At 55.8% G+C, this 19,763-nt stretch carries 20 protein-coding genes and 1 tRNA gene; 12 read left to right on the top strand and 9 right to left on the bottom strand.

The features are described from left to right. Window positions 1-469 precede the first annotated feature (469 nt). From ASD54_RS11425 to ASD54_RS11435, 3 genes are all read left to right on the top strand, one after another. Window positions 470-823, top strand: a complete 354-nt coding sequence (locus ASD54_RS11425) for a PilZ domain-containing protein (RefSeq protein ID WP_062554668.1) — start codon at window positions 470-472, stop codon at window positions 821-823. Window positions 824-987: 164 nt separating this feature from the next. After that, window positions 988-2,976, top strand: a complete 1,989-nt coding sequence (locus ASD54_RS11430; protein ID WP_062554669.1) for a bifunctional 2',3'-cyclic-nucleotide 2'-phosphodiesterase/3'-nucleotidase — start codon at window positions 988-990, stop codon at window positions 2,974-2,976. 182 nt (window positions 2,977-3,158) lie between these two features. After that, window positions 3,159-3,896 carry a Crp/Fnr family transcriptional regulator gene (locus ASD54_RS11435; RefSeq protein ID WP_062554670.1) on the top strand — a complete coding sequence of 246 codons (738 nt, stop codon included), beginning with the start codon at window positions 3,159-3,161 and terminating at the stop codon, window positions 3,894-3,896. 11 nt (window positions 3,897-3,907) lie between these two features. On the opposite strand, the gene ASD54_RS11440 is transcribed toward ASD54_RS11435, so the two are convergent. The 3 genes from ASD54_RS11440 to ASD54_RS11450 all read right to left on the bottom strand — a co-directional run bounded on the left by ASD54_RS11440 (window position 3,908) and on the right by ASD54_RS11450 (window position 6,383). Then, window positions 3,908-4,654, bottom strand: a complete 747-nt coding sequence (locus tag ASD54_RS11440; RefSeq protein WP_062554671.1) for a Crp/Fnr family transcriptional regulator — start codon at window positions 4,652-4,654, stop codon at window positions 3,908-3,910. A gap of 284 nt (window positions 4,655-4,938) precedes the next feature. Beyond that, complete coding sequence (locus tag ASD54_RS11445) at window positions 4,939-5,298, bottom strand: hypothetical protein (RefSeq protein ID WP_156379166.1); 360 nt, start codon at window positions 5,296-5,298, stop codon at window positions 4,939-4,941. Between the two features lie 116 nt (window positions 5,299-5,414). Next, on the bottom strand, window positions 5,415-6,383 hold the full coding sequence (locus ASD54_RS11450; protein ID WP_062554817.1) for a LysR family transcriptional regulator: 969 nt from the start codon (window positions 6,381-6,383) through the stop codon (window positions 5,415-5,417). 121 nt (window positions 6,384-6,504) lie between these two features. Here ASD54_RS11450 and ASD54_RS11455 point away from each other — a divergent pair, with 121 nt between their 5' ends. Next, a complete protein-coding gene (locus tag ASD54_RS11455; RefSeq protein WP_062554673.1) occupies window positions 6,505-7,119 on the top strand; it encodes an FMN-dependent NADH-azoreductase in 615 nt (204 codons plus the stop codon). 77 nt (window positions 7,120-7,196) lie between these two features. Here the strand turns inward: ASD54_RS11455 and ASD54_RS11460 are convergent, their stop codons facing one another. Further along, window positions 7,197-7,520 carry an HlyU family transcriptional regulator gene (locus ASD54_RS11460; protein WP_062554674.1) on the bottom strand — a complete coding sequence of 108 codons (324 nt, stop codon included), beginning with the start codon at window positions 7,518-7,520 and terminating at the stop codon, window positions 7,197-7,199. A 71-nt stretch (window positions 7,521-7,591) separates the two neighbouring features. Next, complete coding sequence (gene ilvA, locus ASD54_RS11465) at window positions 7,592-8,842, bottom strand: threonine ammonia-lyase (RefSeq protein ID WP_062554675.1); 1,251 nt, start codon at window positions 8,840-8,842, stop codon at window positions 7,592-7,594. A 101-nt stretch (window positions 8,843-8,943) separates the two neighbouring features. On the opposite strand from ilvA, the gene ASD54_RS11470 reads away from it, so the two are divergent. Then, window positions 8,944-10,398, top strand: coding sequence for a TrkH family potassium uptake protein (locus ASD54_RS11470; protein WP_062554676.1), 1,455 nt, complete (start codon window positions 8,944-8,946; stop codon window positions 10,396-10,398). A 1-nt stretch (window position 10,399) separates the two neighbouring features. Here ASD54_RS11470 and ASD54_RS11475 read toward each other — a convergent pair whose 3' ends face one another. Together ASD54_RS11475 and ASD54_RS11480 are read right to left on the bottom strand one after the other, a co-directional pair. Next, the gene (locus ASD54_RS11475) at window positions 10,400-10,834 is read right to left on the bottom strand and encodes a DUF4174 domain-containing protein (RefSeq protein ID WP_062554677.1); all 435 of its coding nucleotides are present in this window, start codon (window positions 10,832-10,834) and stop codon (window positions 10,400-10,402) included. Between the two features lie 63 nt (window positions 10,835-10,897). Next, window positions 10,898-10,982 (bottom strand) — tRNA-Leu (locus ASD54_RS11480). A 153-nt stretch (window positions 10,983-11,135) separates the two neighbouring features. Between ASD54_RS11480 and ASD54_RS11485 the strand changes: the two genes are divergently transcribed. Continuing rightward, window positions 11,136-11,390 (top strand): hypothetical protein, encoded by a 255-nt coding sequence (locus ASD54_RS11485; protein WP_062554678.1) that lies wholly within the window; start codon window positions 11,136-11,138, stop codon window positions 11,388-11,390. A 99-nt stretch (window positions 11,391-11,489) separates the two neighbouring features. Continuing rightward, complete coding sequence (locus tag ASD54_RS11490) at window positions 11,490-11,903, top strand: response regulator (protein WP_244484726.1); 414 nt, start codon at window positions 11,490-11,492, stop codon at window positions 11,901-11,903. Window positions 11,904-11,964: 61 nt separating this feature from the next. On the opposite strand, the gene wrbA is transcribed toward ASD54_RS11490, so the two are convergent. Beyond that, complete coding sequence (wrbA, locus tag ASD54_RS11495; protein WP_062554679.1) at window positions 11,965-12,564, bottom strand: NAD(P)H:quinone oxidoreductase type IV; 600 nt, start codon at window positions 12,562-12,564, stop codon at window positions 11,965-11,967. 229 nt (window positions 12,565-12,793) lie between these two features. On the opposite strand from wrbA, the gene ASD54_RS11500 reads away from it, so the two are divergent. The 5 genes from ASD54_RS11500 to ASD54_RS11520 all read left to right on the top strand — a co-directional run bounded on the left by ASD54_RS11500 (window position 12,794) and on the right by ASD54_RS11520 (window position 17,198). Beyond that, window positions 12,794-13,564 (top strand): competence/damage-inducible protein A, encoded by a 771-nt coding sequence (locus ASD54_RS11500; RefSeq protein ID WP_062554680.1) that lies wholly within the window; start codon window positions 12,794-12,796, stop codon window positions 13,562-13,564. Window positions 13,565-13,673: 109 nt separating this feature from the next. Beyond that, window positions 13,674-14,516: a universal stress protein gene (locus tag ASD54_RS11505; protein WP_062554681.1), complete on the top strand. Its 843-nt coding sequence runs from the start codon at window positions 13,674-13,676 to the stop codon at window positions 14,514-14,516. A gap of 157 nt (window positions 14,517-14,673) precedes the next feature. Further along, window positions 14,674-15,171 (top strand): xanthine phosphoribosyltransferase, encoded by a 498-nt coding sequence (gene gpt, locus ASD54_RS11510; RefSeq protein ID WP_062554682.1) that lies wholly within the window; start codon window positions 14,674-14,676, stop codon window positions 15,169-15,171. A gap of 108 nt (window positions 15,172-15,279) precedes the next feature. Next, window positions 15,280-15,717: a DUF2231 domain-containing protein gene (locus ASD54_RS11515; RefSeq protein ID WP_062554683.1), complete on the top strand. Its 438-nt coding sequence runs from the start codon at window positions 15,280-15,282 to the stop codon at window positions 15,715-15,717. Further along, a complete protein-coding gene (locus ASD54_RS11520; protein WP_082547174.1) occupies window positions 15,714-17,198 on the top strand; it encodes a sorbosone dehydrogenase family protein in 1,485 nt (494 codons plus the stop codon). Before ASD54_RS11515 ends, ASD54_RS11520 begins: the two co-directional genes overlap by 4 nt. A gap of 53 nt (window positions 17,199-17,251) precedes the next feature. Here ASD54_RS11520 and ASD54_RS11525 read toward each other — a convergent pair whose 3' ends face one another. After that, window positions 17,252-19,150, bottom strand: coding sequence for a methyl-accepting chemotaxis protein (locus tag ASD54_RS11525; RefSeq protein WP_062554818.1), 1,899 nt, complete (start codon window positions 19,148-19,150; stop codon window positions 17,252-17,254). Between the last annotated feature and the right edge of the window lie 613 nt (window positions 19,151-19,763).

The following is a 19,763-nucleotide window of genomic DNA, read 5'->3' on the forward strand; positions in this document are numbered from 1 at the left end:
GCGTGGCGAAATCTTTCAGATTCGCTCCTGACGCTTAAAGTCTTGTGTTATCGCATGTCGTTATCGCAAAGCCGCGGCACACTTTTGCACGACATGCTTTTTAGGATCTCGCTGTGCGCTCCAGACTGCGCTTGATCCCTGATTCCGAGTGTGTTGCAGTAAACGCACTCCTGAGACCATGCTTCCGATCAGATGTTGCCTCCTACCCCCGCCCGACATCGACTCAAGGATTGCCGCGTGGTGACAGGGCGAGCAGCCGGATGCATATCCAAATCTTACTAACCAACAAAACACTAAATCATAACAACTTTCGATATTATATTTCGCAGATCTATCAAAATCGAAAGTTTAAAATGGCTTCATTGCGCTTATATACGTTGATATATCGCGCAATATTGAGGGATTTTTAATAAAAATTGCCGGTTCCTACTTCCATAGACCTTTCATTTTCAAAAGAAAATCAAAAGATATGGAAAAGAAAAATTATGATAATCGCAAAAATGAGCGCCTCAAATGCCAGTTCAATGGCTTTCTCTACTTCATCGATGAAGTGGTCGAGGTACGCGTCGCGGATATTTCCCGCACTGGCCTCTGTCTGACGCTCAAGAGCTGGGTTTCCGCTACACCGGGCGCGACAGTTCGCCTTCGGACCAGCGAGTTGGGTATGGTCGAGGGGACCGTGCGCTGGTATCGCTCTGGTCGCATGGGGGTTCATCTTGCGGAAACGTCGAACACCGCTGCACAGGTGGCTTCGTATTTTAGGCATTTCCATAAATCAGCCATGCCGGATGCAGCGGGACAACTGGGTCGCAGACGAGGATAGGCAGTGCGGCCACATTGCCAGTTGCCTCCAGTCTGACAGCTTGTCCTCTCAAGCCTAACGAATATTCGAAAGATAAGGATTGCGAAAACATCCGTCATTTTCCTGATGCGTTGCCATGACATTGACCCTACACTCGCACCGCCAAACGACTGAGGGAGAGCTCCATGTCATTCCTGTTCACCCAAACCAATGTGACGCGACGATCGCTTCTGGGCGGCATCGCCGCTGGTTCTGCACTCGTGATGCTGCATCCCTTCGCAGCGCGCGCGCAGGCCAATCAGGCGCATCTACGCATCATGGAGACCACTGATATTCACGTGAATATCATGCCCTACGATTATTATGCCGATAAGCCAAACGACACGCTGGGTCTGACCCGTACAGCAACCTTCATCGACAAGGTCCGTGCCGAAGCATCCAACTCAATGCTGATCGACAACGGTGATTTGCTGCAAGGCAACCCGATGGGCGACTACATGGCCTATGAAAAGGGGATGAAAGCAGGCGATCTGCACCCTGTCATGAAGGCGATGAACGCCCTGGGCTATGATTGCGGAACGCTCGGTAATCATGAATTCAATTACGGGCTTGAATTCCTTTTCAATACCTTGAATGGCGCCAAATTTCCCATCGTCTGCGCCAATCTCACCAAGGGGCAGCTCGCCTCCGACCCGAAGAAGGACGATCTGTTCTTCAAACCCTATGTCATCATTGAGAAGCAGATAAAGGACGGCTCCGGCAATTCAAGCCCGGTCAAGGTTGGCTTTATCGGTTTCGTGCCTCCGCAGATCATGGTCTGGGACGCGAAGAACCTGGAAGGCAAGGCCCAGACACGCGACATCGTACAAGCGGCCAAGGCCTGGGTGCCTGTCATGAAAGAAGCGGGAGCGGACGTGATCATCGCTCTTTCGCACTCCGGCATCGACGGCACCGGACAGTCCGAACGGATGGAAAACGCGTCGCTCTATCTTGCAGGCGTTGAGGGCATTGACGCAATCTTCACGGGCCACCAGCACCTCGTCTTCCCGGGTCCCAAAGATTTTGAAGGCGTTCCGGGTGCGGATATCAAGAAGGGAACGTTGCAGGGCAAGCCTGCCGTCATGGCAGGTTTCTGGGGTTCCCACATGGGCCTGATCGACCTTTTGCTGGAAAGAGACGGCAACAAGTGGAAGGTGGTCGATTTCACAACCGAGGCTCGCCCGATCTATCATCGCGACGAGAACCGCAAGGTCATCGCGGACGCAACGGATAAGCCAGAGATCGTCGCGGCCGTGAAGTCGGAACATGAGGCTACGCTTGCCTATGTTCGCCGGCCCGTCGGCAAGACCTCGGCGCCACTCTATTCGTATTTCGCCCTCGTTGCGGACGATCCTTCGGTCCAGATCGTATCAATCGCCCAGACCTGGTATGTGAAGAACCTTCTGAAGGATGGTCAGTACAAAGATTATCCGGTCCTCTCTGCGGCGGCGCCGTTCAAGGCAGGTGGGCGCGGCGGTCCGGACTATTTCACTGACGTTCCGGCTGGCGATATTGCCATCAAGAATGTTGCCGACCTCTATCTCTATCCAAACACTGTTCAGGCGGTCCTGATCACCGGAGAGCAGGTCAAGAACTGGCTCGAAATGAGCGCCGGAATGTTCAACCAGATCCCGGTCGGCACCAAAGATGCGCCGCTGCTCAATCCCAAATTCCCGAGCTACAACTATGACATCATCGACGGCGTAACCTACCAAATCGACCTGTCGCAGCCCCAGCGCTATGACGGCGACGGAAAGCTCGTCAATCCAGATGCACAGCGAATCGTGGACCTGAAGTTCGATGGCAAGCCGATCGATCCCAAGCAGAAGTTCGTGGTCGCAACCAACAATTACCGTGCAGGCGGCGGCGGAAAGTTCCCCGAAATTGCCGCCGACAAGGTCATTCTGGTTGCACCCGATACCAATCGCGATGTCATTGTTCGCTACATCATCGAGCAGGGATCCATCAATCCGTCAGCGGATGCAAACTGGACCTTCAAGGCATTGCCTGGCACGAGTGCGGTTTTCGAAAGCGGTCCCAAGGGACGGCAGTATGCTGCCGCCGTCAAAGGAGCAAAAATCGAAGATGCAGGCGACGGCGCTGAAGGTTTTGCAAAATTCAGACTGATTCTCTGATCTGAAGCTCAGCTTACAGCCTTGAAGCCGCCGGACAGCGTTCGGCGGCTCTTTCTTATTGCGGATCCGTCTGCCAGCGTACCCAAAAACCACAGCAATCAGAGGGTGCTATAGGGAGTAACCATCTGAAATCAAAGGGCGCGATCAGTCGAAGCTTCCGCTTCAGGCAGGCCGCGAGAGCCATGTCCGAATATTCGCATCAGCCGCTACGCAATCGTTTGCTCGACCTTCTCCCGAGCCAGGAACTCGATCTTATAAAGCCGTTCCTTGAGCCAGTCGTGATGCAAAAAGGTCATGTGATTGTGCACACGGATGCTGTGGTCGATTACATCTATTTTCCCTTTTCGGGTATCGGATCGGTTGTGACCATTTCACCTGAGGGTCATCAGGCTGAAGCTGGAATGTTTGGTCGAGAAGGTTTTGCACCAACAACGGCTGCGGTTGGCGGGACAATCAGTATCCACGAAGTACTCATGCAGGTAGGCGGTGAAGGTGTCCGCATCTCTTCGCTCCGGCTCGGGGAATTACTGCCGATCTGCCCGGTCTTTTCCAACCTGCTCGCGCGTTTCATCCACGCCTTCAGCTCGCAGATTTCATTCACGGCTCTTTCGAACGCGGTTCATAGCGTTGATGAGCGGCTGGCACGATGGCTGCTCATGTGCCACGACAGGGTCGATGGGAACGAAATCTCCCTTACACACGAATTCATATCCCTGATGTTGGCCGTCAGGAGACCGAGCGTCACGACCGCTCTCCACATTCTGGAAGGACAGAAACTGATCCGCGCAGAGCGCGGCCGAATTTCGGTGCGAGATCGCAATGCACTCGAGCGCTTTGCCGGTGACGCGTACGGAAAGCCCGAACAAGAATACCGGCGTCTCATCGGAGAGCTACCCAGCAAGAGAGATATGGCAATCTGATATGTCTGTCCTCATCCGGGCACGAGGGTGCGAATGCTCTTCGTGCGGACGGACTGCCCCATTCTCTCGAAATGCTGCTCCGCCATGCCGTACGCATCTGCAGCAAATTTCTCCATCGCAGCGCGGTTACGGATCGTAATCAACCCTCGTTGGGACCGGATGAACCCGCGCCCCTCCAGCATATGAAGGGATGTTGTTACGCTTGGCCTGCGCACGGCGAGCATGATGGCTATGAACTCGTGAGTCAGGGTCAGCTCGTCGCCATCAACCCGGTCGTGGCACATGAGAAGCCACCGCGTCAGGCGCTCCTCGACAGAATGGATGGCATTGGACAATGCTGTGGCCGAAACCTGAAACTGGAAACCTATCGCGGACGAATGCACAAGCTGGTTCAACGCCTCGGACTTGCTCATGAGGCGTTCGAAGCTCTTCAGGTCCAGTCGCCAACTTCTGCTGGGAACCTGGATCGTGATTTCGTGGATGTTTTCCTTTACCCCGCCTAGAACCCAGGTCGGGAAAAAACCTTCTCGCCCGATCAGGCCTGCTTCGACCCGCTTGCCGCTTGGCGAGACAACGACTACGGAGCCTATCCCGGAAACAGGAAAGTAGACGTAATCCGTCGGCTCATTCACATGCGCAACTTTTTCGCCATGCGGTAGATCGACGAGCTCCATCTCATCGAGAAGTCCTTCAAGTTCGTCAGCAGGAAGGCTTGAGAGAATGAGATTCGGGGAGAGCTCCGGCTTCAGATGTAGCATTATCTATCTCCTCTTCATCAGACCGACGACGAACTTCCGGCTTGTCTAATCCTTGTAGCGTATGCGTCTCTAACCGAGTGATGTGGTCACTCGGACGACTATGAATTTCATGCAACGAACGGGGACGTGCATCCTATCGTCTTCCATCGCCGACCACTTCTTGAAGGAAACACGCAATCAGGGCGAAGGTTCATTAGGGGAACGAAAAATCTATAAATCGAAACCCAGGAAGATCAGATGATCAGAAACAGATTGAGCTCAACATGAGCCCTCTGGCACTGAACTCAGTGCAAGGGGCGCGTGCTGACGTCTACTCCATCCAGCGCGAGCGCATCGACAATGTTTCGCATGTCTTCTTCGCATTCGTTCAGAAGAAATGGCTGCACCCGGCTCGGAGTATTCTTGGAATTGATCACGAACAGGAATGGCGTGGAAAGCCGCAGCAGCCTTTCAGAAAGCGCGTAAAGGACGCCAGCATCGAGGCCAAGATCTAACAACACACCGCCGCATCGTGCTGCTGCTGTATCATCAAGCTCTTCTGCACCTAGCGGCCCGATCAGCTTCAGCTGCGCATCCTCCCACGCCTGTCGTGCGGCGTCAGATATGAAGTCCGGACCGGCGACAACGATAATCTCAAACGGCACGCTAAGTGCCTCCTTTGGCATTGGGTCAATTAGCTCAGTACGAGACCACAAAGGAGGCAGATCAGTATTTCTGTCAGTTCCAGAGACGTTACCAACACTATCTTAGAGATCAGCCGTCATTCCGCCGCAACGGAGAGCTTTTCAGTTGGCGGTCTCAGCAGGAGATCGTCGAAATCCTTACGATTGGGGCATCGCCCCAGACGTTCCGCCAAGGCTGCCTTGAGCCAGGTTCCGGCCGGTCCAGGCGGATCTGCCAGACGGTGTACGGCATAAAGCGGATACTCTGTCGTCTCGTAAGCATCAATTTGAAGAGGAAACAGTCGACCTGTCGCGAGATCCTCGCGAATGAGCGAAGCAGGCAGCCCCCCCCAGCCAAGCCCACCCCGAATGAGTTGGTGCTTTGTAGCGATGTCTCCCACTCTCCAGGTCTTGTAGGAGAGGACATTGAAGTCGCGCCCCTGTGTAATGCCTGATGCATCGGTCACAACGAGCTGGGTTTCCTCGCGCACATCACGCCTGTCGAGCCTTCGTCCCAGTTGCGCCAGTTTGTGCTGCGAAGAGGCGACCGGAACCATGAATGAATGGCCGATCTTTTCGACTGCGAGGCTGTCATCCTGCTTCAGCAAGGCCCCGCCAACGCCGAGGCTCGCGCGGCTTGTCGAGACCAGATCCATAACCATGCCCAGCTCACCGGATGTCAGCTTCATCGATACGGACGGAAAGCGCCGCCCAAATTCGGAAAGAGCATCCACCACAGCTTCGATGGGCACCATATTGCTGATGGCAAGCGAGACCTCAGCTTCCAGCCCCTCCTTCAGGGTTTTGGCACGAGAGCGCATCACATTCAGATCCGACACGATCCTGCGGGCGTCGGTCAGCAACGCTTCTCCAGCCTTCGTCAACCGGGTCTGACGGGAGCCGTTTCGCTCGAACAGGCTCACCTCAAGTTGGCTTTCAAGATTGGCGATCGTGTAGCTAACGACGGATTGGGCCCGGTTGAGTTGCTTGGATGCAGCAGAGAAGCTGCCAGTCTGCGCGACTGTCAGAAAAACCTGCAACTGGTCCAGTGTTGGATTAGCATCCATTTTCCCATCCATTTCATCGATAGAAGACTTCGATATTATCGCCATTTTTTCGATGGGCGTCCATCCGTATGTTGCCTCGAAAGCCGGACCCAAGCTGGCCTATCCAAACAGGATTTGAACAATGTCGAACGTACTTCTCATAACTTCGAGCCCCCGCGGCGCAGAATCCGTCTCGTCCAAGGTGGCAACAGACCTTGCTTCTGCCTTGGCGGCGAACTCAGGCGCGCAGATCGTGACCCGTGACCTCGCAGCCTCCCCGATTGCGCACCTCGACACGGTGACAACCAATGCCATCCGCAAGGCTCCAGCCGACCGCAATGCCGAAGAAGCTGCTGCCATCAAGATTTCCGATGAGCTGGTTGCCGAGCTTCAAGCTGCAGACAAGATCGTCATCGGAACCGGGCTGATCAATTTCAACATCTATTCCGGACTGAAGAGCTGGATCGACAACGTCGCTCGCGCCGGTGTCACCTTCAGCTATTCTGCCGAAGGCCCGAAGGGCCACCTGACCGGCAAGAAGGCATACATCGTTCTGGCTTCGGCTGGTGTATATTCCGAAGGTCCGGCAGCACCGCTCAATCACGCCGTACCTTACCTGAAGACGGTTCTTGGCTTCCTTGGCATCACGGATGTGGAAGTTCTGAATGTCGAAGGTCTCGCGTTCGGTCCAGACGCTGTTGCCAAGGCTCTGGCTGCTGCTGAAAGCCGCACCAAGGAACTGGCCGTCGCAGCCTGATACGCGCGTCCCGATAGATCAAACGGAAAAGGCCCGACAGTCCGGGCCTTTTCTGCATTCAAAGAGTTTTGCCGATTTCAGGTTGTGCGTGACTCGGCTCCGTCAGCAAACAGGGACGGTCCGTTCTGATCGATAATCTGGCGTGCTTTCCGGAAGGTGCATTCCAGAGCGTCTTCCTGAGATGTGAACATGTCCGCGCGCACGAAGGTTCTGACGAGGGTCCTGCCTTCAACCTGCTTCTCAATTCTCCCGGCAAGGCGCAGTTGCGACCCTTCACGGATCGGCTCCGCGTAAATGGTGCAACCGGCGTGCTCCTGCGGATCGGCTGCAACGGACGCCGTCTTGCTCCCCTCACCTCCGCCAGAAAAAATGCCTGCGATTTTTGAGAAGATTGAGGCCATCCGTGTTTCCTTCGTTGCTCAAGTCTTTGTGTCGTTTCGAGGTTGGCACCGTTTGCGAGGCGCCGTTGTCATCATATAATGAGGTTTGCGAGAATTTCATTCTCTGTGATGTCTTCGAAGCCAAGCCCTGCACCGTCAAATCGCTTGATCAAACCGACAAAGTTTTCAGATGCGGTCGTCTCGATGCCGATCAGGATGGAACCAAAGTTGCGCGCGGACTTTTTCAGGTATTCGAAGCGCGCGATATCATCGTCGGGGCCTAGTAGATTCAGGAAATCGCGCAGTGCGCCCGGACGCTGAGGAAGCCGTAGGATGAAGTATTTCTTTAGCCCGGCGTAACGCATTGCGCGCTCTTTCACATCCGGAAGGCGTTCGAAGTCGAAGTTGCCGCCGGAAACGATCGCAACGACCGTTTTTCCTTCGAGCTGTGTCGGATCCATCGCAGCAAGAGCGGCCAGAGAAAGAGCGCCCGCCGGTTCCAGAACAACGCCCTCGATGTTCAGCATATCGATCATAGTCACGCAGATCGCGTTTTCCGGAACGACGATGACCTGCTCTGCCGGAAACTTCTTGAGAGCTTCGAAGTTCAGGTCTCCGATGCGGGCGACAGCTGCACCATCCACAAAGTTATCGACCTTCGAGAGGGTGATCGCCTCCCCGGCCGCAAGGCTTCGCTTGAGGCTTGGCGCACCTGCGGGTTCGACCATGATGAAGGCATCATCGGCCAGTTCTCCCGCGAAGTATTGGGTTATGCCGGACGATAGTCCGCCGCCACCGACCGGCATAATCATCAGATCTGGTTTCATTCCTTCGGGCATCTGCTGCGCAATTTCCGCTGCAACACTCGCCTGGCCTTCGATAATGTCGGAATGATCGAACGGCGGAACCATGGCTCCATCAATCTCTTCGACATAGGTCTTGGCTGCCGCATAACATTGGTCGAAGATATCGCCGATAAGCCTGATCGTGATGAACTCCCCGCCGAACATTCGCGTCTTGTCTATCTTCTGCTGGGGAGTTGTAATCGGCATGAAGACCACGCCCTTGACCCCGAAATGCCTGCAGACGAAGGCAAAACCCTGAGCGTGATTGCCTGCGGACGCGCAGACGAAAACCTTGTCGGTGCCCCCGGTAGCAATCGCTTTCCTGAAAAAGTTGAAGGCACCCCTGATCTTATAGGAGCGGACAGGCGACAGATCTTCCCGTTTCAACAGAATGGTTGCGTTGTAGCGTCGGCTGAGATGCTCGTTCATCTGGAGCGGCGTCTCGGCAAAAATCTGCCGCATCGCCTCCATCGCTTCATCCACATGCACGTTCAACATTGCAATCCATCCGTTGAAATTCCTGAAAGGCCCCGCTATGCCATAGCTTGGACAGAGACACAAAAGCTTCTTTTCAACGGCAAATCAGCAGGATCCGGCGCTTGAACGCAACCCAACTTCGCGCTTCCCTGTATATCGCTGGTCTATGTGGCATTTATCTCGCCGCCGCGATGTTTCTCCCTGCTGCCATCGACCTTTATTATGGCAACAGGGACTGGCAGCTGTTTGCAGCATGTGGCTTCATGGTCGGATCATTCTCCCTGGCATGTACGCTCGCAACACGTGGCTCCACACCAGTCGTTAGCAAGCGCCTCGCATTTTTTATCGTGAACGTGCTTTGGGCACTTTTTTCTCTCGTAGGCGCACTTCCCCTTTATCTGTCACCTTTGAGGCTGACCTTCTCCCAGTCACTTTTTGAATCGATATCGGCGATCACTACCACCGGATCGACCGTTATCGCTGGTCTGGACAACGCGGCTCCGGGCATCCTTTTCTGGCGTTCCCTGCTGCATTGGATGGGCGGCATAGGGATTGTTGCGCTCGGGCTTTTCGTGCTCCCATTCCTCCGAGTGGGCGGAATGTCTTTTTTCAAACTCGAATCGTCCGACACCGGTGACAAGCCATTTGCCAAGCTGGCGACGTTTACCCGCGCATTTTTGGCGGTGTATGTCGGGCTGACCCTGGCATGCACCATTGCCTACGACATGACAGGAATGGGGCATTTCGACGCCTTGAACCATGCTATGGCGACAGTTGCGACTGGAGGCTTCTCAACCCATGACGCCTCTTTTGGCTATTTTCAGAGTCTTCCACTCATGTGGGTTGGCACGGTTTTCATGACAGTGTGCAGCCTTCCCTTTTCCATTATGATTCTTTTTGCGGTTCGTCGCCGCACAGACACGCTCTTCGATCCGCAGGTGGGCTTCTTCCTTGGCTATCTTTGCGTCTTTTCAGGCTTGCTGGGCGTCTACCATCACGTCCACAACGACGTGACCTTACCGGTCGCGTTGACCCATTCTTTCTTCAACATCTCGTCAATACTATCCACAACCGGATTCGCCAGCGAGGACTACACATTGTGGGGTCCTTTCGCTGTTGCTCTGGCTTTGTTTGCAACATTCCTGGGCGGGTGCTCCGGTTCAACTGCCGGCGGAATAAAGGCATACAGAGTGCTGATCATAATGAGCGTGATCAACACCGGCTTGAAGAAACTGCTTTACCCGAATGCGATATACCCAGTTCGCTACGGGCGGAAATCCGTCGATCCCGATATCGTAAAGGGTATCTTTCTTTTCGTCAGTCTTTATATGGCGATATGGGTTGCAGGTTCGCTGATCCTGACTCTTCTGGGGTATGACCTGCTGACAGCGATTTCAGCGTCTATCACCTGCCTGTCGAATGTTGGACCCGGGATCGGACACGTGATCGGCCCGGCTGGAAACTTCTCCACGATCTCGGACCCGGCTTTGAACGTCCTTTCTGTCCTTATGCTACTCGGACGTCTTGAGGTGCTAACGGTTCTCGTCCTGTTTTTGCCCATTTTCTGGAAAAACTAGGTCAACGCATTTCCGACTGCCGCATCGGCATTGCGTCAATCGTGGAAAACAGTTCCGCAGGCGTGATAGGTCTGTTGCTGGACAACTTCGCTCCGCCATCCTTCCCGATCAGGACGGCGCGGAAGCCTCGTCCCTCTGCGCCAAACCGCTTTCTCAGACTGTACGCGTCGAGCTTCAACTGTGGTTTGTCGATGATGGCTGCGAGGTCTGCGACCACTGAAATGATCAGCATATCTCGCTCTGCCACCGATTCCTGTGTGCCTTTCAGAGCACCCATCTGCTGCACATAGTTAGCATCGTCAGATCGGTCGCTGAAAATGACCAGGATCCGGTGGTTCCAACGGAACTGGCTCAATTGGTCAGCGGTAGAATGAGCCATGGTCGCCGTTCCCAACACCGTCATCGTCGCCATGATCCATTTCGAAGCAAAATACATTGTGGCTCCTCCCTCATTAACAACGCGAGATGGAGCAAAAAGGATCAATATGACCGATAATTTTGGTGCGGACGGCGGGGATCGAACCCGCACAGATTGCTCCGAGAGATTTTAAGTCTCTTGCGTCTACCAGTTTCGCCACGTCCGCGTGCACAGCCTTCATCAAGGCGTTCGCCAAAAAATGCAAGTCCATCCGCGGGCAAATTTGAAGACGTGCGTTGAACTTCTATTGATGCATATGCTTCCCAACTGGCTGGTCGCGTCCCATATCCGTTGAAAGAGCGACCGGAGCCCAACGACCATGAAAGCACTTTCTGCCGCCATTCTTGGAAGCCTGTTTCTTGCTGGCTGCGCAAGCACAGAGATCGCGCCCATACCGGGAAGCATAACTTACAACGGTCAGCCGCAAACCAAACTGACGCGATCCCCGATTGGCAGCACGTTTTCCCACGACTTCTACGACGGTACGCGTGTCGTGGAAGAAACCTACCAGATACAGCCAGACCGTAGCCTCAAGATCGTTCGCAGAGAGTACCGGTCGATATTTCCAGACTGATCGGTTCCGACGTCTTCAATTTATTTAGTCACCACTAAAATACTTTCTTGCCGATGTGGGGATCAACCCTATCTTATCGGGATCACAGAGGTTTTAGTAGTGAAGCATCGTTTTCTGATCGTAGAGGACAGCCTTCTGATCGCGATGGATCTGGAAGAGGCCATTTCGCGCAGCGGGCACGAGGTCATCGGCATCGCGCCAGATATGACCGTCGCGCTCAATTATGCCCGAGAAGCGGACATAGCATTTGTCGATGTACGGCTTGCCGATGGCGAGACCGGCCCCGAGCTTGCCCGGCTGCTGACCGGACGCGGCCTGACGGTCATTTTCGTAACCGGAAATCCGATGCTTGTCGAAGGGCGCGATGCCGGGGCTCTGGGCGTCATCGCCAAACCGCTCACACAGCAGGCTGCGGCGGATGTCATTCAGTTCGTCGTTGACTGGAAAGGCGGGAAACAAAGAAGACCTCCCGCACGCCTGAGGCTGTTTCGCCCGTTTTCTCCTGCCGCCTGAAACGGCAAAGGGCGCGGACTAATGATCCCGCGCCCCTCTTGCACATGAACTGCTCGGTCAATCAGCCAGCGAGCTTCGTCGCAATCTTGGCCACATGCGCCCCCTGGTAGCGTGCGCCTTCCAGCTCGATTTCCGAGGGCTGACGGGAACCGTCGCCATCCGTGATCGTGGATGCGCCATAAGGTGAGCCACCCTTGACCTGTTCGACGCCCATCTGGCCCTGGAATGCATAGGGAAGCCCTGCGACGACCATGCCATGGTGCAGAAAGGTCGGGATGAACGACAGGATCGTTGACTCCTGGCCACCATGCTGCGTGGCTGTGGATGTGAAGACCGATCCGACCTTGCCTACCAGCTTGCCCTGGAACCACAGACCACCGGTCTGGTCCCAGAAGTTGCGCATCTGCGAAGCTACCGTGCCGAAACGCGTGCCTGCGCCAACGATGATGGCGTCGTACTCTGTGAGATCGTCAACCTTGGCGACTGCTGCTGGCTGGTCCATCTTGTAGTGAGAAGCCTTGGCGACGTCTTCCGGAACCAGTTCCGGCACGCGCAGGACGGTCACCTCGGCGCCGGCCGATCTTGCGCCCTCTGCAACGGCATATGCCATGGTTTCGATATGACCATACGTCGAGTGGTAGAGTACGAGAACCTTAGCCATTCATTCCTCCTGTTTCGGCTCCAACAATTGGAGCGCGTCTGGTAGCTGCATACTTATCCGCGCAAATACTAACTTCCAGCCTCCAGGCGCGGTACGCACTGTTCAATAATCGAATACGGAAGATCTGTTGTGATCATAATTTCGTAACAATGGAAGCTGGAATTCGTCTTCTGTCGCGAGGGGAATCCGCATACATCATGATTCAGTCGCAGACTTCACGAGGGCTAAAATGACATCGACGATCGTAACCGCGGCCATTCTGGCCATAGGCGACGAGCTCCTTTCCGGGCGGACGAAGGACAAGAACATTGGTCACCTTGCCGATGTCCTTCTCCTTTCCGGCATTGACCTCAAGGAAGTGCGAATCGTGGCAGACGAGCAGGACGCCATCGTCGAAGCGCTCAATGCGCTGCGCAAGCGTTACACCTATGTCTTCACCTCCGGTGGCATTGGCCCGACACATGACGACATCACGGCAGATGCCGTGTCGGCAGCATTCGGTTTGACTTGCGAACACGATGCTGAAGCAATGCGCCTGCTGGCGGAAATGTACAAGCGGCGGGAGATGGAGTTCACCGAGGCGCGTCAGCGGATGGCGCGTATGCCGAAGGGGGCGCGTCACATCGCGAACCCCGTCTCCACCGCACCGGGCTTCATCGTGGAAAACGTCTATGTGATGGCCGGGGTGCCGCAGGTATTTCAGGCCATGGTGGATAACATCCTGCCAGAACTTCAAAAAGGGTCGCACTTGTTGACGCGCTCGCTGCCGTGCCCCTATGGAGAGGGAGATATCGGCACACTGCTTGGCGCAATCCAGAAGGCTCATCCAGAAACGAGCATCGGCTCCTATCCCAAGTATGACGGTCAGCGCTTCTCCACGGAACTCGTTGTCAGAGCGCGAGATGAAGCAAAGCTCGACGCTGCCGCGAACGCGATTTCCGACATGATCCGCGGGCTCGATGCGGCACGTGCAGGCAGCAATCCAGGGCCCGAAGCCTGACCCAAGGTCGAACCTCCCCCAAAAGGCTTCTTGACCCATCTCAATGCAAGGACCATCTCCTTTGATGATGGTGGGATACATCTATCCACCCTGCCGAGGAGATCAGACAATGAGCTATCGGACCATTCTTGCAGTTCTGGACAGCGAGCATAACGTCGCTCCCGTCACCGAGTTTGCCATTCAGCTGGCGCGCCAGTTTTCCGCGCACATCATGGCACTTCGAGCCGAGACTCTCGCGACAATCCCTCTGATCGCGCCGATGGAAATTCCGGATCCAACAGCGATTGAGACCTTGCAGCGAGCGGCGCAGGAAGAGACCCGGAAGATTGAGGCGGCATTTCGCCAGCGCGCCGAATCCTCCGGCGTCCCCTTCGAATTCAGATCTTACGTCTCGACAGGTGGAACTTCCTCCGAAGCAGTTCTCGAACTTGCCCGCACCTGTGACCTGATCGTTGCTCGACAGAATGACGCCAAAGCGGAAGCAGACAATAGCTCCGACCTCGAGACCTTCATCCTTGAAAGTGGGCGTCCTGTTCTGCTTCTTCCGCATGGTTCAAACCGCTCGCTTCCCGTCCGCCGCGCGCTCATCGCCTGGAACGGATCGAAGGAGGCGGCTCGTGCCGCATTCGATGCATTGCCGTTTCTTCAACAAGCGGAAAGCGTTGAGATCTTTTCCGTCGATCCGCCGGATATGCCACGTCAGAATCCGGAACTGGCCGGTGCCGACCTCGCCACTGCGCTTGCACGGCATGGCGTCAAGGTGAGCATTCGCACCGAAGAGAACTGCCAAACCTCCACGTCTGAAGCCATCACGGCCCGTCTTGCAGACGAGAGCGTCGACCTGCTGATCATGGGGGGCTATGGACATTCCCGTTGGTGGGAGATGTTGTTTGGCGGCGTCACGCGCTCTCTTCTGACCTCGATGACCGCGTTTACGCTTCTTTCGCGATGAACTCGATCCACATAAACTCGTCTTCCATCCATCTTGCCTAATTGTAGGAATTAAAGCTAATAGCAACGGCCAACGGAGCAGCTTTTATCGGTTGCTCCGCAGGCTGCCCGTTCCCATTCGGCGCCTGTCAAACTCAAGCGCGCCCGGAGCGAACCATATGTCTCTTCCTGATAAAGCCTTCCCCGTTTCCTGGGACCAGTTCCACCGTGATGCCCGCGCGCTTGCATGGCGTCTGGCAGGATCAGGACAGGAGTTCCGCGCAATCGTCTGCATCACACGTGGTGGCCTCGTGCCCGCAGCGATCATTTCGCGCGAACTGAACATCCGCCTGATTGATACCGTTTGCGTCGCCTCCTACCATGACTATGTCAATCAGGGCGAAATGAACCTGCTGAAAGGTATTGATGCCAGCCTGATGGTCGATGGCGGCAAAGGCATTCTCGTCGTGGACGACCTGACGGATACCGGCAAGACTGCCTCGGAGGTCCGCACCCTGATGCCGAATGCACACTTCGCCTGCGTTTATGCAAAGCCGAAGGGAGTGCCGACCGTCGATACCTTCATCACCGAAGTCAGCCAGGACACGTGGATTTACTTCCCTTGGGACATGGGCTTCACTTATCAGGAGCCGATTGCCAAGGGGCACAAGGGCTGAAAATCGACAGACTTTGCGACCCGGCATAGACCGGGTCGTCTTTTTCTTAGGGAACGAATTCGTGACTGGTGCGTAGTGGGCATGCGAGTCCCAGAACGAGTGCGCCCCATGACCACGTCCCAGCGTTTGCCTCGGAGAGGCACCCGACTATCCAGTCTTTTTCTTCCCTTTCCGTTTGTCAGCTTCGTTCTGACGCTCTTTACCGACGTCTTGTTCTGGCGCACCGGCAACCTGATGTGGCAGAATTTTTCCGCGTGGTTGCTTCTGGCGGGGGCGATGTTTGGTGGCATCGCCATCGTTCTGGGTCTGATCGATTTTCTTCGTCCCTCCACGCGCTATCAAATGGGCGGAGGCGCCGCGGCGGTCGGATTTCTTATCATGTGGAGCCTCGGCATCCTCAATAATTTCGTCCATGCTGGCGATGGCTGGACAGCCGTGGTCCCAATGGGAATCATTCTCTCAGCGGTCACGGCTGTCGTGGCCCTGATCACGTTCGGGCTTGCAACGGCTCATCACAGCCGCAGGGAATGGAAGGTGATCGCATGATGCGCCCGCCATTTTCCAAGACGCTCCTTGCTGCTACGGCCTTGCTTGCGCTTGCTGCCTGTAGCGACGGTGACGATGCAAGTTTTGACGTATCACAGCAAATCGGGCCGAATCCTGTCCTGCCGGAACCGAGCCAATATCTTCTGCCGGATTTGAAAGTTGCATCCGTCATCGGCTGGAAGGACGGAGAAGCGCCGAAGGCACCGGATGGCTTCACTGTCACCGCCTATGCCAAGGACCTTGCGAACCCGCGCACCGTGCATACTCTCCCCAATGGCGATGTACTGGTAGTTCAGAGCAAAGCGCCACCGGGTGAGCCAACCTCGAGACCGAAAGACTTCATACGCGGCTTCATCATGTCGATCGCCCATGGCGACACGGGTGGGCCAAAGAAGAAGAGCAATCTAATCACGCTCCTGCGCGATACCAATCGCGACGGCCAAGTGGACGAGCGGATCGATCTCCTGACCGATCTCAACTCCCCGTTCGGCGTGGCATGGTTCGACAACACCCTCTATGTTGCGACGACAGATGCAATCCTCGCCTATCCTTACCGACCGGGCGATACGCAAATCAGTACTACGCCGCGCGTGCTGACGCCGCTGCCGGGTGGTCCGATTGATCATCACTGGACCAAGGATCTAGCCGCCTCCCCGGACGGAAAATGGCTCTATGTGTCGGTCGGGTCCAATTCGAACATTGTTGAAAACGGCATCGAAGCCGAGAAGGGCCGCGCCGCGATCTGGCAGGTGGACCGTCTAACCGGAGCAGCGCGTGTTTTTGCATCGGGCCTGCGCAACCCCAATGGGCTGAGCATCAATCCGGCCAATGGCGAGTTATGGACCGTTGTCAACGAGCGGGATGAACTGGGGCCCAATCTGGTTCCGGACTACATGACGTCCGTCAAGGATGGCGGATTCTATGGCTGGCCTTGGAGTTACTACGGACAGCACGTCGACAAACGGGTTCACCCGCCGCGCCCGGACATGGTGAAGCAAGCCATAGCACCGGATTACGCCCTCTCCAGCCACGTGGCGGCTCTTGGCCTGACATTCTCCATGGGTTCTGCTTTGCCTCCTCCGTACACCACTGGAGCATTCGTGGGAGAGCACGGAAGCTGGAACCGCGATCATTTCAATGGCTATAAAGTCGTGTACGTACCGTTCGAAAACGGGAAACCGAATGGCAAAGCCCAGGACTTCCTCACCGGGTTTCTGTCAGGGGATAATGCAAAAGGCAGGCCGGTGGGCGTGGGGATAGACGGGACCGGAGCGCTTCTGGTCGCCGATGATGCGGGTAACACGGTATGGCGTGTAGCAGCTTCCAACGGTGCCAAGACGGACCAACCGCTCGGGACAGACCAGATGCCTACCGGATCAACGGCGTCATCCCAGCAGGCGCCAGCAGCAGCCGGCTCCATCACCAACCCTCCGGTCCAGACCCAGATTGCACCCGCTACCGAACAACCGGTCCAAAGATAGTGAATGAGGTGCCGACGAGTATCGGCACCTCACGCAACGTCAGAATCTTCCCCTTACGCAGCGGAACGATAGGCTTGTGCCGAACCGCTGACACGGAAGTGCGACAGCAGATCAGTCAATTGCCTGCTTTCGTTGGCGAGTACCTGACTGGAGGCAGTCGTCTCCTCGACCATGGCAGCATTTTGCTGGGTCATCTGGTCCATGTGATTGACGGAAGTATTGATCTCTCCCAGGGCCGCCGACTGTTCCGTCGCTGCACGAGCGATCATGGAAACCTGTTCGTTGACGTGATGAACGAGATCCTCGATTTCCTTCAGCGCTTCGCCAGTAGAGAGCACCAGCTTCACCCCGCCCTGCACTTCCTGAGCAGAGTTGTTGATCAGGGACTTGATTTCCTTCGCGGCGTTCGCCGAACGTTGCGCGAGTTCACGGACCTCCTGAGCAACAACGGCAAAACCGCGCCCCGCCTCACCGGCACGGGCTGCTTCCACGCCGGCATTCAGCGCGAGCAGGTTCGTCTGGAAGGCGATCTCGTCGATAACGGAGATGATCTGGCTGATTCTCTGCGATGACTGCTCGATACGCTCCATCGCGTCGATTGCGTCGCGAACGATGCCGCCGGAACGGCCTGCGCTTTCCTTCGTCGCGGCCACCATTCGGGTTGCCTCGTTTGCGCGCTGGGTAGAGGTTTTGACCGTGGTCGTGATTTCCTCAAGCGCTGCGGCGGTTTCTTCGAGAGCTGCGGCCTGCTGTTCCGTTCTGCGGGCTAGCTGGTTCGATGCGGCGGAAAGCTCGCCAGAGCTATCGGTGATCGTCCCGGCTGCCGCACGAACATTGTCCATGGTCGACCTCAGCGAGGCCATCGTCGCATTGACGTTCGATTGGAGTTCGGCAAAGGCACCCTGGAAATGCCCCTGCATGTCCTGGGTCAGATCCTGATCGGCAAGGGCAGCGATAACGCGACGGACCTCGTTGATGCCACGGTCAACATTCTCGACCAGTTCGTTGACACCAGAGGCGAAGCGCGTGAGGTCGGCATCTTCGTAGGTCTTGGTAATTCGCTGGCTGAAGTCGCCAGCGGCGGCGGCGGCAACAATGCCGCTGATCGATTGCTGCAAATCCTTGCTCTGGCGATTGAGCGCCTGCTCCTGCGCCTCCATTTCGCGCATGTGCAATTCGTTGGCCCGGAAGATCTCCAGCGCTCTCGCCATTTCGCCGATTTCGTCTGCGCGGTCCGTATCAATCACCACATTGCGGACATTGCCGTTGGCCATTTCGGTCATGACCGCCGTCAAGCTGCGGATTGGCGCCGAGATGCCGCGTCGAGCCACCAGGAAGCTGATGGCGATACCGAGACCAATGCAGACGAGCGCAGTCGCCAGCAGGATCGTCATGGTCATGCGTGAGTCCGCCAGCGCATCGGCGCGTGCCGTTGCCAGAGTGTTGGAGGAATAGGTGCTGTAGACCTTTACTGCCGCAGTCACGGCCTTTTGCCCGTCGAGAGCCTTGTCGAGAGCCGCGCGCAGCACGGCGGGGTTCTTGCCTTGCTCCGAGCCCGCGATCTTCACCATCGCGCGGATGCTGTCGAAATAAGAGGCGAGTGATGTGCGAACATCTGCCAGCTGCTTCTGCTCTTCCGCGTCTGCGGTCGCTGCAATCTTCGGCAGACGGTCCAGCATTTCCTTTGCGCGCTTTTCAGTCTCGGCTGCGAAATCCGCTGCCTTTTCCGGTGCCATGGCGAGCTGATAGGTCATGCGGCTGATGGCGATGATATCAACACGCAGATCCATTGCCTCGCGCGCAACCTCTTCACGGGCGCCTGTGTTTTTCAGCGAAGACCCCAGCACGCTCAGCCCCTGCGCACCCACACCAGCAATCACGACAGCAGACAGGCTCATCAGCGTCATGACGACGCCAACCTTTTTCAGGATTGAGAAATTCTTGATATTCACGAGAGACCCCCGACGGCAGACAGACGCGTCAGCAGGCGCGTCCATTCGAATTTTCCGAAAATCTAATCCAGGAAAGTTAAAATTGTGCGGTTGTCAGTTTTCCCGCCATTTTCAAGGGCATGTATCGGTCAAGTGATTTTTCGCCTTACGGTGCAGCTTTTGCACTTCCGCCTGCAAGTTGTTGACTTCACTAAGTGATTCGCTTGTCCCCAGTTTCCACAGGCAAGCACCACAATATCTTGTGGTTAAAAATCCATTGCGAACGAGACCTTGACGGAATCACACATTCGAACAAGATAGCGTCTATGTTGCGGCGGCGACTGAACCGGGCATGACGAGGCCGGTTCTAACAGAACGAAACCCTGTATCCTGCAGGCATGAAACGGGCAAAACATCACTGTTTTCCCCGGCAGGATTTTTGTGCCGTTTCGTCTGATTTCTTCCGTGACATGGGGTGGTGGAAAACTGCTTTTACGCTATATTTAGTGTTTGCAGCCAAACTCGCCACAAGATACAGGTCGACCATCTACGGATGATTTACCATTCGGACTGAGATAGGGCACGGCTGCCGGTGTTGACCCAACGGCTGCCGCAGGGACTTTCTGCGCCTGAG

This window comes from Rhizobium sp. Root149, from assembly GCF_001427345.1.
Lineage (GTDB): Bacteria > Pseudomonadota > Alphaproteobacteria > Rhizobiales > Rhizobiaceae > Neorhizobium > Neorhizobium rhizoryzae.

Coding starts and splice junctions, on each gene's coding strand:
- ASD54_RS11425 (WP_062554668.1), top strand. CDS start 470: ATGGAAAAGAAAAATTATGATAATCGCAAAAATGAGCGCCTCAAATGC.
- ASD54_RS11430 (WP_062554669.1), top strand. CDS start 988: ATGTCATTCCTGTTCACCCAAACCAATGTGACGCGACGATCGCTTCTG.
- ASD54_RS11435 (WP_062554670.1), top strand. CDS start 3,159: ATGTCCGAATATTCGCATCAGCCGCTACGCAATCGTTTGCTCGACCTT.
- ASD54_RS11440 (WP_062554671.1), bottom strand. CDS start 4,654: ATGCTACATCTGAAGCCGGAGCTCTCCCCGAATCTCATTCTCTCAAGC.
- ASD54_RS11450 (WP_062554817.1), bottom strand. CDS start 6,383: ATGGATGCTAATCCAACACTGGACCAGTTGCAGGTTTTTCTGACAGTC.
- ASD54_RS11455 (WP_062554673.1), top strand. CDS start 6,505: ATGTCGAACGTACTTCTCATAACTTCGAGCCCCCGCGGCGCAGAATCC.
- ASD54_RS11460 (WP_062554674.1), bottom strand. CDS start 7,520: ATGGCCTCAATCTTCTCAAAAATCGCAGGCATTTTTTCTGGCGGAGGT.
- ilvA (WP_062554675.1), bottom strand. CDS start 8,842: ATGTTGAACGTGCATGTGGATGAAGCGATGGAGGCGATGCGGCAGATT.
- ASD54_RS11475 (WP_062554677.1), bottom strand. CDS start 10,834: ATGTATTTTGCTTCGAAATGGATCATGGCGACGATGACGGTGTTGGGA.
- ASD54_RS11485 (WP_062554678.1), top strand. CDS start 11,136: ATGAAAGCACTTTCTGCCGCCATTCTTGGAAGCCTGTTTCTTGCTGGC.
- wrbA (WP_062554679.1), bottom strand. CDS start 12,564: ATGGCTAAGGTTCTCGTACTCTACCACTCGACGTATGGTCATATCGAA.
- ASD54_RS11500 (WP_062554680.1), top strand. CDS start 12,794: ATGACATCGACGATCGTAACCGCGGCCATTCTGGCCATAGGCGACGAG.
- ASD54_RS11505 (WP_062554681.1), top strand. CDS start 13,674: ATGAGCTATCGGACCATTCTTGCAGTTCTGGACAGCGAGCATAACGTC.
- gpt (WP_062554682.1), top strand. CDS start 14,674: ATGTCTCTTCCTGATAAAGCCTTCCCCGTTTCCTGGGACCAGTTCCAC.
- ASD54_RS11515 (WP_062554683.1), top strand. CDS start 15,280: ATGACCACGTCCCAGCGTTTGCCTCGGAGAGGCACCCGACTATCCAGT.
- ASD54_RS11520 (WP_082547174.1), top strand. CDS start 15,714: ATGATGCGCCCGCCATTTTCCAAGACGCTCCTTGCTGCTACGGCCTTG.